This is a genomic window from Roseovarius sp. B08 (genome assembly GCF_051417955.1).
Classification (GTDB): Bacteria; Pseudomonadota; Alphaproteobacteria; order Rhodobacterales; family Rhodobacteraceae; genus Roseovarius.
In genome coordinates, this window is the sequence record NZ_JBPRLW010000001.1 from 3,572,461 (window position 1) to 3,585,818 (window position 13,358).

Genomic DNA, 13,358 nt, shown 5'->3' on the forward strand with positions numbered 1-13,358 from the left:
CCCATGATCGAAGATCTCTGGCTCATCGGGATCGGCACGGGCAACCCCGCGCATGTCACCCTCGAAGGCGCCGATGCGCTGCGCGATGCGGCCATCATCCTGCTGCCGACCAAGGGCGACGACAAGGAGGACCTCGCCCACCTGCGACACGCCATCATCACGGCGTCCGGCAGCACGGCCCGCATCGTCCCCTTCGAATACCCGGTGCGCGACCCCGACCTGCCCTATGAGGAACGCGTCGCCGCCTGGCACGACGAGATCGCCCGACGCTGGATCAAGGCCCTCGACGGGCACTCCGTCGACGGACCGGTCGCCTTGCTGGTCTGGGGCGACCCATCCCTCTACGACAGCACGATCAGGATCGCAGAACGCCTGTCGCCCAAACCGGCGCTGCGCGTCGTGCCGGGCATCACGGCGATCCAGGCGCTGACCGCGGCCCACGCCATCCCGCTCAATACCGTGGACGGCCCCGTCCGCATAACGACGGGCCGGCAACTGCGCGCGAATGGCCTGCCGCCAGAGGAAACCACCGCGGTCGTCATGCTGGACGGATTGTGCTCGTTCCAGCAACTCGACCCGGCGGGCCTGCATATCTGGTGGGGCGCCTATCTCGGCTCCGACAACCAGATCCTGATCGAGGGGCCCCTGGAAAAGGTCGGACAGAAAATCGTGGACACACGCGCCCGGGCCCGCGCCCGGCACGGTTGGATCATGGACAGCTACCTGTTGCGTCGCATGTGACCGGGCCCGGCAATCCGGACCCGGATTTTGCCGGACCTCAGCGCGCCAGGACCAAAAGCCCGGAATGCGATCACGACCCTATCCAGCGTCAGCGCCCTTGGCCTTCCCGCGTCCGAACCGGAAAAGCCTGGTGACGATCACGAAAAACAGCGGCACGAAAATGACGCCAAGCACCGTGCCGGATATCGTTCCGCCCAGAACGCCCGAGCCGATCGCGTTGCGCCCGCCGGACCCCGCGCCGGAACTCAATACCAGCGGCAGCACGCCCAGAGAGAACGCCATCGAGGTCATGATGATCGGACGGAAACGCTGCCGCGCGGCCACGACCACCGCGTCGACAACCCGCTCGCCCGCCACGTGCCTGTCACGCGCGAACTCCACGATCAGAATCGCGTTCTTGCCCGTCAGGCCGATCACCGTCAGCAACCCGACCTGGAAGAAGACACCATTGTCGAACCCGCCGAAATAGGCCGCCGACAAGGCGCCCACAACGCCGATCGGCATGGCCAGCATGACCGCGAACGGGATCGACCAGCTTTCATAAAGCGCGGCAAGCGACAGGAACACCGCCGCAAGCGATAGCGCATAAAGCAGCGGCGCCTGGTTGCCCGATTGCCGTTCCTCCAGCGACAGGCCGGTCCAGGACAGCGCGAAACCCGGCGGCAACTGCTCGGCCAGGCGCTCCATCTCGGCCATCGCGGCACCGGTCGACACACCGGGGGCGGGTGCGCCCTGCAATTGCATCGACGGAATACCGTTGAAGCGGTAGAGGCCCTGCGGCCCGTAATTCCATGATCCTTTCGCAAAGTTCGAGAACGGCACCAGGCCGCCGCTGGCATTGCGTACCCGCCACTTGTCGATGTCGGACGGGATCGCGCGATCGGGCGCGTCGCCCTGCACATAGACGCGCTTGATCCGGCCCTGGTCGATAAAATCGTTCACGTATGATCCTGCCCAGGCCACCGTCAGCAACTGGCCAACATCGCTTGCCGTGACCCCCATCGCGCCCGCCTTGCGCCAGTCGATATCCAGGTTGAACTGCGAGGCATCCTCCAGCCCGTTGGGCCGGGCCGACGCGATCAGCTCGCTTTGCGCCGCCAGCCCCAGAAGCTGGTTGCGGGCCTGAAGCAGTTCCTCGTGGCTCTGCCCGCCCCGCGCCTGCAGGTACACGTCGAAGCCCGACACGTTGCCAAGCTCGATCACCGAGGGCGGCACGATCGGAAACACCATCGCGTCGCGTATCCCGCTCAGCGCCCCAAAGGCGCGCCCGGCCAGCGCCTGCACACTCTGGCCCTCCGACTTGCGCTCGTCCCAGTCCTTCAACTGGACAAAGGCGATGCCCATGTTCTGACCCCTGCCGGCAAAGCTGAATCCCACGACGCCGAACATGGATTTCACCGTGTCGGTCTCCTGCGTCAGGAAATAATCCTCTACCTGTTCCAGCACGTCCAGCGTCCGCTCCGCCGTGGCGCCGGTCGGCGTCTGGATCAGGGTGAACAGGATGCCCTGGTCCTCGTCCGGCAGAAACGCGGTCGGCGTGCGCGCGAACATGAAGGCCATCGCAACGGCAAGTGCGAGATAGACAATACCCACCCGGACGGGCCGCTTGACGCTCCAGGCGACCGTGCGGGTATACCGGCCCAGAACCGAGTCGAAGCCGCGGTTGAACCAGCCGAATGCGCCCTTTCTTTTGTCGCGATCCTTGTGCTTGAGGATCGTCGCGCACAGCGCCGGCGTCAGGGTCAGCGCAACCACCACCGAAAGCGCCATCGCCGACACGATCGTGATCGCGAACTGCTTGTAGATCACCCCTGTCGAGCCGGGAAAGAACGCCATCGGCACGAACACCGCCGACAGCACCAGCGCTATCCCGATCAGTGCGCCGGTGATCTGCCCCATCGACTTGTAGGTCGCCTCGCGCGGCGGCAGGCCTTCTTCCTCCATGATCCGCTCGACATTCTCGACCACCACGATCGCGTCATCGACCAAAAGGCCGATCGCCAGCACCATTGCCAGCATCGTCAACGTGTTGATCGTGAATCCGGCCGCCGCCAGAACGCCGAACGTGCCCAAGAGCACCACCGGCACCGCCAGCGTCGGGATCAGCGTCGCGCGCAGGTTCTGCATGAACAGGAGCATCACCAGGAACACCAGCACGATCGCCTCGAACAGCGTCTTGATGACCTCCTTGATCGAGATCAGAACGAATGGCGTGGTGTCATAGGGAATGACGTATTCCACGCCTTCGGGAAAGAACTCCGCGAACTCGGCCATCCGCGCCTTCACGGCCTCTGCCGTGTCCAGCGCATTGGCCCCCGGCGCCAGGCTGACGGCTAGGCCGGCGGCCGGATCCTGGTTGAAGCGTGCGATGGTGGCATAGTTCTCCGCGCCGATCTCGACGCGCGCCACGTCATCCAGCAGCACCAGCCCGCCGTCGGTCTCGGCCCGCAGGACGATCTGCCGGAAATCCTCGGGCGAGGTCAGAAGCGACTGCGCGGTGATCGTGGCATTCAGCTGCTGCCCCTCGACCGTCGGACGCGAGCCGAACGCCCCCGCCGAAATCTGGGCGTTCTGCGCCGACACCGCGTTCACAACGTCCGCAGGCGTCAGCTCGAAGGCCGCGAGCTTGGACGGATCCAGCCAGATCCGCATCGCGTATTGCGCGCCGAATACCTGGACCGACCCGACCCCTCGACCCGGCTCAGCTCGTCGACAAGGTTCGTGACCATGTAATCCGACAGGTCGACCTGGTCGAAATTGTCCCCGCGCGAGATCATCCCGATCACCATCAGGAACCCGGCCGAGGATTTCTCCACCGTCACACCCTGCCGCTGAACGGCTTCCGGCAGCAGCGGCGTGGCGCGCGACAGCTTGTTCTGCACCTGGACCTGCGCGATATCGGCATCCGTGCCGGTCTCGAAGGTCAGCGTGATGCTCGACTGCCCCGCCGAGGTCGAGTTGGACGAGAAATACCGCAACCCGTCCAGCCCGGTCATCTGCTGCTCGATGACCTGCGTCACCGTGTTGGCCACCGTCTCGGCCGAGGCGCCGGGATACGTCGCGTTGATCGAGACCGACGGCGGCGCGATTTCCGGATACTGCGCAATCGGCAGAATCCGGATAGCCAGAACCCCGATTCCCATGATCAGGATCGCGATGACCCAGGCAAAGACCGGGCGATCAATGAAAAAACGCGCCATTGAAGTGGATCCTTATGGGGATGTCTGTTCGCCCGCCTCGGCAGGCTCTTCGGTGTCCTCGCCGTCCGGCGCGGCCTCCGGGTCCGGGCGTTCCTCGGGCGCCACGGTCGCGCCGACGCCGGTCTTCTGGAAACCGGCGACGACCACCCGCTCGCCGTCCTGCAACCCGTCGCTGACCACCCATTCGGATCCGCGGTCCTGAAGGATGGTCACCTGGCGCTCCTCGACGACATTCTCGGCCGTCACCACCCAGGTGAACGGGCGCCCGCGCCTGTCGCGCTGCACCGCTTCCTGCGGCACCAACAGTACGTTCTCGGCGGTGCCCACCGGCAGTTCGACCTGCACGTACATCCCCGGCAGCAACAGGCGGTCGGGATTGTCGAACTGCATGCGCAGCACGACCACGCCGGTCTGCGGGTCGACGTTCGGCTCCGCGGCGGTGATCGTGCCCGTCTCGTCGAATTCCGACCCGTCCGCCAGGGTCAGGCGCACCGTCGTGTCGGCATTGGTCAACTGGTCTTCCGTCTGCCCGCGGGTCCACCGCAGCAGGTCTGCGGCCGATTGGGTCACATCGACATAAACCGGATCGATGTCCCGGATCACCGCCAGCGGCTCGGCCTGGCTGGCCGTCACCAGCGCGCCCGGACTGGTCCGCGCCAGGCCGATCTCGCCCGACAGGCGCGCCCGGATCGTGGTGCGTTCCAGCTCGATTTCGGCCGACCGCAACTGCGCCTGGGCCACCTCCACCGCAGCCGCGGCGGTGTCGCGAACCGCCTTGGCCTCGTCGAAGGCCCGCTCGCTCGTCACGTTGCGCTCGCGCAGCTCCACCAGCCGCTCGGCCTCGACCTCCGCCGCATCCAACTGGACCCTGGCCTGCGTCACCGCGGCCTGCGCCTGTTCGACCGCGGCGGAATAGGTCGCGGAATCGATGCGGTAGAGCGCCTCGCCCGCCTCGACAAACGCGCCCTCCCGGAACAGCCGTTCCGTAATGATTCCGTTGACCTGCGGACGCACCTCCGCCTCCGCCGACGCCGCGACCCGACCGGGAAGCGTCGAGGTCAGAGTCACCGTCTGCGCCTGCAAGGTGACAACCACGACCGGCACCGGCTCCTGGGCCTGCTGAGACATTGCGCGCCCGGTGAACAGGCTTGAAACAGTCAAGCCCAGGACCATTGTCACGACGGCTAGGATGGAACGGTTCGTCATTGCGTTTCGACCCTCGATGGCGGATTCTACCGCGTTACATCTGCAAGATTGTCTCCTAGGCTCTTTGATCTGGAGTATCCACAGAAACCTTCACTGCTCGCTTAACTTCGGCGCCGGCCCGCCAGACTGAACAAGCAATGTACGAAATCATTGCGAACGCTTTGCGCGAAGGCATTGATAATGAGCAGTTAATAAAGACGCCGCAAGCGGCCTTCCATCACATTACCGGCAACGCTCGTGTCCCGGCGCATCCGGCGTCAGAGGTTGCCATAAAGCTGATCGATACGCTCGATACAGTTTCGCAGACGGGGGCTTTTCCAGATCATCTCCGAAGTCCCGTCGTGATACGCTTCCGCTCTCACGCACCAGCGCCGCACATACTCGCAGATCGCAAGCGCCTCGATAAAGCGTTCGTCGCGTACCAGCAGCACCACGGCGCGATGAAACGCGAAAGGTCGGATCTGCTGCTCCGCCTGCATTTTCCTGACCTGCCACAGCAGGTATTCGATGTCGTCACGCCGGTTGCGCATCTTGCCCATCTTCGTGGTCGTAACCGTCTTCCAGTAACCCATCCTAAAGGATATGATGAAAGTATGGCGTCCATTCAATTCCAAACGTGATTGACTTGAAAACCTGCCGGATTCCGCCCGTCGTCTTTAGCAAAATGCAACCAAACACGCGCAACTTCCGCTTGCAAAACATACGTATGTATTGTATATATAGCCTTATTACTGTGTAAACCATACCTTAGCTATTCGTCGAGAGGCAATCCATGGCGGCAATTGACCGGTACGACAGCAGCGAATGCCACGAACCCGATCCTGGCGGCGCAGAGCAGGACGGCCGGCACCTCGTGGGTCTCGTTCTCATAGGCATGATCTGCGGCACGACGGCGGCGATCACCGCGTTTCTCCACGGCGCCAACCTATGGACCATGCTGCTCGCCTATGTGCTGGTCGGCTGGGTGACGGGGCTGCTCGTGCTGGCAATCTGGGCGATCCGTTTCATCGTAACCGGACAGTGCACGCGCGCTGCCAACCGGCCCCCGTACCGGCGCAAAGGATAATGAGACGCGGCGTGGCACCACGCGCGCCAACTGAACCCAGCGGCATCCGGTCGCCGGGCGCAGCCTGCTCCGCCGCGAGCCTGCGCCGGCTCCTTAGCGCCAGCTTGCTCCGGTCGACGTCCATGCGGTACTGGTGATCCTCATGACGAAGGCACACGCATCCTTTGAAGGGCTCGGCATCGCGGACCTCGTGCCGCCCATCGCAGCCCATCCCGAGGCCCCCCTGTCGGCCCTTCTGCCACAGGCACGTGCGGCGCTGACATACGCGCTCGCCTCGGCCGAACAGGACGCCCCCCTGCGCGTGTTCTTTTCGGTCTGCGACGGCAAGACCCGCGCCCGCGTCGTGCATTTCACAGGTCCGGACGCCGAAACGATCTGGTCCCGGTTCGATTCGTGGCGCCGCGCCTGCCCCGACCCGGATCCGCAGGTCCGCTGGCTTCGTGTCGATTGGGTCACCCGCACCTGGAACCTGACATGGGAGCAGTGCCAGCTCGCCATATCCCTCAGCAAGCGCAACTATTTCCGCTACGGCATCGCCCTCGACCCAGCCTTCCGCCAGGCCTTCCTCGAGCAGGAACTGAACGCCAACGCCATGCTCTACCTCGGCAACGACCGGCAAGAGGGCGGGCTGAACGCGAAGAACACGCAGATCTACGGCCAGCGCCGCTTCGGTCACGACTTTCACCTGCCCGACGCACCGACCGATCCGGTGCGCCTCTTCGCCACCGATGCCTTTCTGCTTCAGCCGGATCGGCCCCCGGTGCCCCTGCACGGGTTCAGCGGCGGCACCGAGGGCCGCGACACCGGCCGCCGCCGCGTCGATCCACTCGACGCGGCCACGGTCGATGACATGATCGACCAGTCCAGCCGCTTCCTCGCCGCCCAGGTGGATCCGGAGGGCCAGTTCATCTACGGCCTTCACCCCTGCTTCGACCGCGAGATAAAGGCCTACAACACCCTGCGCCACGCCAGCACGGTCTATGCCATGCTCGAGGCGTGGCAGGTCACCCGCGACGCCGGGCTCAAGGCCGCGATCGACCGTGCCCTGCGCCTGCTGACCGAAGGACTCATCCGGCAATACACCCTCCCCGGTGGCGAACGGGTCGCCTATCTCCTCGACGTCAACGACGAGGTGAAACTGGGCGGCAGCGCGGTCTGTCTTCTCGCCCTCGTCACCTATACGGAGCTGACCGGCGACGAACGCCACCTGCCGCTTCTCGAACAGCTGGCGCAGGGCATCGCCCACATGCAGGACCCTGCCACCGGTCAACTGTCGCACGTCCTCGACGCCGAGGATCTCTCCGTCAAGGAACGGTTCCGCATCATCTATTACGACGGCGAGGCCGCTTTCGGCCTGATGCGCCTTTACGGCCTGACGAAAGACCCGCGCTGGCTGGCACTGGTGGAAAAGGCCTTCGACTACTTCATCGCACAGGAACACTGGCGCACCAACGATCACTGGCTCGGCTACTGCGTCAACGAACTGACGCTCTACCGCCCGGAAGAGCGTTATTTCCGCTTCGGCCTGCAGAACGTCGCCACCCATCTCGACTTCGTCATTGAAAGGATCACCACCTTCCCGACGCTGCTGGAACTGATGATGGCGGCGCACAAGATGATCCTCCGGCTGGAGCAGAGCGACGCGCATCGCCACCTCCTGAAACATCTCGACCGCGACAAGTTCTACCGCGCGCTGGAAACACGGGCACAGTATCTGCTGAACGGGTTTTTCTGGCCCGAAACGGCGATGTATTTCCGCAATCCGAAACGCATTCTGGGCAGCTTCTTCATCCGCCATCACGCGTTCCGGGTCCGCATCGACGATGTCGAACACTACCTGTCCGGTTTCGTGGCCTATCTTCGCCATTACCTGCACCGCGATGTTGCGCCGCCCCTCCCGTCATCTGATCCGGCCCCGGCGCGGGACCTGCCCCTGCCCGCCGACGCGGTGCTGGCCTGGGGCGGTGCTGTCAACCTCGGCCGGCGCCAGCATATGCGCACGGCCCAGCTCGGGGCGGAAAACGTCCTCGACATTCCCGAACTGCGCGCCGCCGACCTTGCGGTTGTGAACCTCGACTGCGTCGTCAGCACTCTTGGCACACAGGGCATCGACAAGGGCGAGGACGGCCCTTTCTACTATCGCGCCCGCCCCGAGATGCTGCGTGTCCTGACCGCCGCCGGAATCGACGCCGTCGCCGTGGCAAACGCTCATAGCGGCGATTACGGGCCAACCGCCCTGCAACAGCAGCATGAAATTCTCGACGCGCTCGGTATCGCCAGCACAGGGAGCGGCGCGAACCGGCAGGATGCTTTCGCACCCGTCATCTGCCGCGCGGGTAATGTTCGCGTTGCCTTGCTCAGCGTCGACACGACCCAGCATCGCTTCGCCGCCGGCGATGACGGCTTCGGCACCGCCTACCTGTCCCCCAGGGATCCGCAGGCCTGGCGCCGCGTTATGGGCGAACGGATCGCGGCTGCCGGCAAGCACGCCGATATCGTCCTCGTCTCGGTGCATTGGCCCGCGCGAAGCGCCCCGACACGGGACAGTGACATCCGCACGCTGTCCCATGCCCTGGTCGATGCCGGCGCCCACGGCGTGCTCGGCACCACCGGCGCGCATCTCCACGGGATCGAACTCTATCACGGGAAACCGATCATCCACGGCACCGGCTCCCTGCTGTCCGACACCCCGCGCGCGTGGTTCCGGCCCGGCGGGCTTTTCCGCTTCGGCCTGGGCAAGACCGGGATCGCATGGGTCGAATACGTGCCGGTCGGTATCGGCGACGGCTTCAGCCAGCGCCTCGAAGGCGAGGCGGCAACATGGGCCATCGACAGCTTCGACAGTGCCTGCCATGCACTGGGTACTGCGCTCACCCGCAACGCGGAACAGGCCTTCGTCCGGGTCGATCCCTCGGCGCCGCGCTCCGGCAGCACCGCCGCCCCCGCAATCCGGCCCTCCGACCGCTACCGTCACGACGTATTGGCAGGTTATACGCCCGATGCCGCCCTCGGGCAGGCAGGATTCGTTCCCGGCGACGCGCGCATCGCACCGGTGTCTCTGAACGGGCTTCAGTTGCTTGGCATGCGGATCCGGCCATCATCGATCACCTGCCGGCAGATGCTCTGGATCGAGACCTGGTGGTCCAGCCCCAAACCTGTCCGGGAAGACCTCCGCCTCAGCTTCGTCGCCATCCCGCAAGGTTCCGGGGAAGCGGCCGAATGGGGCCGGGGAACCGACCACGACCCGTGCGACTGGATGCAACCCACCAGCCGCTGGCAGCCGGGACGGATCTATTACGATCATTACGGCCTGCGCCCGCCCGCACAGGAACATATCGTTCCCGGCGCGCTCCAGATCGAGCTTCGCGTCCTCGGCCAAAGACCGAACAGCGACTGCTACCTGTTTCCGCGGCCCATCCCGGTAGAGCCACCCGCCTGACTCCCCGCGCCCCACGCGCCAACGCCCGGCGGCACCCCTTCGGGAACTGCGCACGTGCACTCTTTCAGCAGAGCGTCGACCACGCGGTTGAGCCCCGTTGCGTTCGAACCCTTCACCATGATGACGTCATCTGCCCGCGCTTCGGATTTCAGAACCTCCCGCAGGCCCTCCGGCCCGCCCAGCGCCCGGTGGCCTGGCAGGTCTGCCGCGCCATCGAACTCCGGGCCCAACGTATAGACACGGTCCAGCTTCAGCTCGCCCAGATACGCCACCAGCTTGGCGTGTTCCTGCGCACTGACATCGCCCAGCTCCGCCATCGACCCCAGCACCGCGATCCTCCGGCCCTGTGTGGGCGTATTGCGCAGGTGGATCAATGCCGCGCGCATCGACGCCGGATTGGCGTTGTAGGAATGGTTCAGCAGCACGCAGGCCCCGGCCTGGACCGGCAGCCGATGCATGTCGCCGCGGCCGCGCGTGACGCGAAAACTCGCAAAGCGCTCTTCCAGCCGGTTCAATGGCAGGCCCAAGGCGTGAAACACCGCACAGGTCGCCATGAAATTCTCCAGCATGTGCGGCCCGTGCCGAAGACAATGCGCCAGCTGCACCCGCCTGTCACCTATGCCGATCGTCGCCACACCGCGTTTGGCATCGAACCCCAGCAACACCACGTGATCCTGAGCCCGGCGACCGTAATGGATCACCTCCAGCCCCTTGTTACGGGCCACCTCCTGCAGATACGCACCCTCGTGCATGCCGCTGTTCAGGATCACCGGCGCGCCGGGGCGCATCCCCTCGAAGATTCGCGCCTTGCGCTTTGCGATCGTGCGCAAGTCCTGGTGATAGAGGACATGTGCCAGCTGAATATTGGTAAACACCGCGACGTCAGGCCGTGCCAGCCTGGAATTGTCCGCCATGCCGCCGATTGCAAGCTCCAGCACCACGAACCGGTCGCGCTCCGACGCGCAGCCCAGGTTCCAGGCCACGCCTCTCGGCCGGTTGCCACTCTCGCGCGTGGCATAGACCGGCCCAAGCGACCGCAGCGCATGTGCGGTCAGGTCCGTGGTCGATGTCTTGCCCGAACTGCCCGTGATCGCCACGACCGGCGCCTCGATTCGGCCGCGGGCATCTCGCGCCAGCCGCATCAGCGCCTGCATAGGGTTCGGCACTTGCAAAATCGCTTCCGCCTCCAGCGCCGCCGGCACCTCGTCTGAAACGACCACCAGCCGCGGGCGCAGCCCCTCGCGCGCCAATGTCTCCGGCGTGATGCCGAAGGCCATCTCGCCCGTTCTGAGGAAAACGATATCGCCGGGTCGGTAGGTCGGAAAATAGGTCGAAATGCCCGAGACGACCCGGCTCTCGTCCTCGACATGCATCCACGCGGCCCCGCGCAGGAGCGTCGCGACAGTCCTCAATGTCCAGTCGGGCATGCAGGCATCTCCCTTCCCCGGAAAGCAGCATGCCATCTCGCGCGCATATCGGCGGATGGCATATCCGGCCCCGGGCGGCGTGCGCTCCGGGGCCGGGGTCCGGTCGGCTTATACCGCCGAGTCGTCGCTCCCGCCAGTCAACCCGCCGGTCAGCCCGTCCAGCAGGCCGCCATCCAGCAGGCCGCCATCCAGCAGGCCGCCATCCAGCAGGCCGTCGGTCAGACCGCCCAGCAGTCCGCCGCCGCCCGACGGGTCGCCATCGGTGATCAGCACCAGGTCGGTCGCGTTCGCCACCAGCCCCTCGTCGCCGATCACCTCGCCCAGCAGGCCGTCATTGCCGGTCACGTCGCCAAGAAGGCCGCTGTTGCCGGTGACATCGCCCAGCAACCCGCCGTCCGACACCACGTCATCCAGCAGTCCGGCATCCGAACCGGTCGGCCCGGACAGCAGGCCGTCGAGCGGACCGCCTTCACCGCCCAGCAGTCCATCCAGCGGGCTGTCGTCGCCGCCCAGTAGACCGCCTGTCAGACCACCCAGCAGGCCGGCTTCACCGGTCAGACCATCCAGCAGGCCACCGTCGCCGCCCAGCAGACCGTCGAGCGGGCTACCTTCGCCTCCGAGCAGACCGCCCAGCAGACCATCCTCACCAGTCAGACCGTCCAGCGGGCCGCCGTCGCCTCCGAGCAGGCCACCCAGCAGACCTTCCTCACCGGCCAGACCCCCCAGCAGGCCGTCCTCACCGGTCAGACCACCCAGCAGGCCGTCACCGCCGGTGCCGCCGCCCGGCGTGCCACTCTCGCCGAGCGTGCCGGTTCCGATCAGATCACCGACCAGCCCGTCCGATCCGGTCACGTCGCCCAGCGCACCGTCATTCTGCAGCAGGTCGCCCAGCAGGCCCTCGGACCCGGTGACATCCCCCAGGACGCCCTCGTTTCCGGTCAGGTCGCCCAGCAGGCCGCTATCGGAAACCACGCCATCAAGCAGGCCGGTCTCGTCACCCTGCACGCCGTCGCCCAGGATCGGCTGCCCCAGAAGTTCCTTACCAAGATCGCCAAGCGCGCCCTCGGCACCGACCAGATCACCAAGCAACCCTTCCGAACCGGTCACGTCGCCCAGGACACCGTCATCATCGGTCACGCCGGCCAGCAATCCGCCAGCGCCGATCAGCGGATCGAGCAACCCTTGGGCATCCGCGTCGGCGTCCGCATCAGCGTCAGCATCTGCATCCGCGTCAGCATCTGCATCTGCATCCGCGTCAGCATCTGCATCTGCATCTGCATCCGCGTCAGCATCTGCATCCGCATCGGCGTCCGCGTCAGCATCCGCGTCTGCATCGGCGTCCGCATCTGCATCCGCGTCCGCATCGGCATCCGCATCAGCGTCGGCGTCCGCATCCGCGTCAGCGTCGGCATCCGCATCCCCGTCAGCATCCGCATCGGCATCGGCGTCCGCGTCGGCATCAGCGTCCGCATCCGTATCCGGCGGCGCACTACTGCTTCCGCCACCCGCCAAAGCCGCCAGCCCGATGCCACCGAGCACCGCCGCCGCGATTCCCTCCTCCGAGAATCCGGCGCCAAGGCCGCCGCCTTCGGTCGGGTCGCCATCGACGACCGGGCCGTTGCTGTACACGATGCTGTGCAGCGACCCGTTCTCGGTCGGAACGTAGTAGTCCTTGACCGTCACCGTGTTGCCATTGCCAAAGTCGATCACCAGGTCATCGCCCGTCCGTACGTATTTCTCCTGACCGGTCTGATCCATGTTCAGGAATACACGGGCCTGGTCCGGAGACGCTTGAATCGTTCTGTTCGCCATTTTCTTTAACACTCCCATTTATCAGCGGCCCGTGATGGGCCTCACCCTCACCCAGAGCTTATGCATGTAATTCAACGCCATAAGTATATTGTCAATATTTTTAGTATGTATTGATAAATCTTTCGTATTGTTTTTTGCTCGCCCGCGAAAACCATCTGTCGCAGCTCTGTCACACCACCGGCATCCGCACGTGACGTGCCCCTCGATCGGAGAGAACTTGCAAGCCTTTGGTATGCAAAGCTTTTGCCGATCAACCCAGGACTGCAAGGCCTGACAGGATCCCCGAACGCAGTTTCCACCGCCTTCCCGCGCCGCCTCGCCAGCGCGATTTCCCCCTATTTCTCTGGACTTGAGCGATCATTCGCACAACACTGCGATGCATCACCTCACCTGGTAATTCCCTTCTTTCGATGGAGAGAGGCGGACCATGCTAGGTGAGTGGTGGTGGGGGGTGGCACAATCCGCCT

General features: G+C 65.1%; 7 protein-coding genes and 1 pseudogene. 3 read left to right on the forward strand and 5 right to left on the reverse strand.

Annotated elements, in window-relative coordinates:
• Nucleotides 1-3: 3 nt before the first annotated feature.
• Nucleotides 4-741 (forward strand): precorrin-6A synthase (deacetylating), encoded by a 738-nt coding sequence (gene cobF, locus ACSQ76_RS18180; protein WP_437157661.1) that lies wholly within the window; start codon nucleotides 4-6, stop codon nucleotides 739-741.
• Nucleotides 742-819: 78 nt separating this feature from the next.
• Here the strand turns inward: cobF and ACSQ76_RS18185 are convergent.
• The 3 genes and pseudogenes from ACSQ76_RS18185 to ACSQ76_RS18195 all read right to left on the reverse strand — a co-directional run bounded on the left by ACSQ76_RS18185 (nucleotide 820) and on the right by ACSQ76_RS18195 (nucleotide 5,686).
• A pseudogene (locus tag ACSQ76_RS18185) lies at nucleotides 820-3,941 on the reverse strand (efflux RND transporter permease subunit).
• Between the two features lie 12 nt (nucleotides 3,942-3,953).
• Complete coding sequence (locus tag ACSQ76_RS18190) at nucleotides 3,954-5,147, reverse strand: efflux RND transporter periplasmic adaptor subunit (protein ID WP_437157662.1); 1,194 nt, start codon at nucleotides 5,145-5,147, stop codon at nucleotides 3,954-3,956.
• Nucleotides 5,148-5,404: 257 nt separating this feature from the next.
• Nucleotides 5,405-5,686 carry a hypothetical protein gene (locus tag ACSQ76_RS18195; RefSeq protein ID WP_437157663.1) on the reverse strand — a complete coding sequence of 94 codons (282 nt, stop codon included), beginning with the start codon at nucleotides 5,684-5,686 and terminating at the stop codon, nucleotides 5,405-5,407.
• Nucleotides 5,687-5,919: 233 nt separating this feature from the next.
• Here ACSQ76_RS18195 and ACSQ76_RS18200 point away from each other — a divergent pair, with 233 nt between their 5' ends.
• Nucleotides 5,920-6,213, forward strand: coding sequence for a hypothetical protein (locus ACSQ76_RS18200; protein ID WP_437157664.1), 294 nt, complete (start codon nucleotides 5,920-5,922; stop codon nucleotides 6,211-6,213).
• A 142-nt stretch (nucleotides 6,214-6,355) separates the two neighbouring features.
• Nucleotides 6,356-9,652: a CapA family protein gene (locus tag ACSQ76_RS18205; protein ID WP_437157665.1), complete on the forward strand. Its 3,297-nt coding sequence runs from the start codon at nucleotides 6,356-6,358 to the stop codon at nucleotides 9,650-9,652.
• Here ACSQ76_RS18205 and ACSQ76_RS18210 read toward each other — a convergent pair.
• Both ACSQ76_RS18210 and ACSQ76_RS18215 read right to left on the reverse strand, forming a co-directional pair.
• Entirely contained in the window at nucleotides 9,610-11,079 is a 1,470-nt protein-coding gene (locus tag ACSQ76_RS18210) for a UDP-N-acetylmuramoyl-tripeptide--D-alanyl-D-alanine ligase (protein ID WP_437157666.1), read from the reverse strand. The genes ACSQ76_RS18205 and ACSQ76_RS18210 overlap by 43 nt on opposite strands.
• Before the next feature lie 108 nt (nucleotides 11,080-11,187).
• Entirely contained in the window at nucleotides 11,188-12,891 is a 1,704-nt protein-coding gene (locus ACSQ76_RS18215) for a hypothetical protein (protein ID WP_437157667.1), read from the reverse strand.
• Nucleotides 12,892-13,358 lie beyond the last annotated feature (467 nt).

Coding starts and splice junctions, on each gene's coding strand:
- cobF (WP_437157661.1), top strand. CDS start 4: ATGATCGAAGATCTCTGGCTCATCGGGATCGGCACGGGCAACCCCGCG.
- ACSQ76_RS18190 (WP_437157662.1), bottom strand. CDS start 5,147: ATGACGAACCGTTCCATCCTAGCCGTCGTGACAATGGTCCTGGGCTTG.
- ACSQ76_RS18195 (WP_437157663.1), bottom strand. CDS start 5,686: ATGGGCAAGATGCGCAACCGGCGTGACGACATCGAATACCTGCTGTGG.
- ACSQ76_RS18200 (WP_437157664.1), top strand. CDS start 5,920: ATGGCGGCAATTGACCGGTACGACAGCAGCGAATGCCACGAACCCGAT.
- ACSQ76_RS18205 (WP_437157665.1), top strand. CDS start 6,356: ATGACGAAGGCACACGCATCCTTTGAAGGGCTCGGCATCGCGGACCTC.
- ACSQ76_RS18210 (WP_437157666.1), bottom strand. CDS start 11,079: ATGCCCGACTGGACATTGAGGACTGTCGCGACGCTCCTGCGCGGGGCC.
- ACSQ76_RS18215 (WP_437157667.1), bottom strand. CDS start 12,891: ATGGCGAACAGAACGATTCAAGCGTCTCCGGACCAGGCCCGTGTATTC.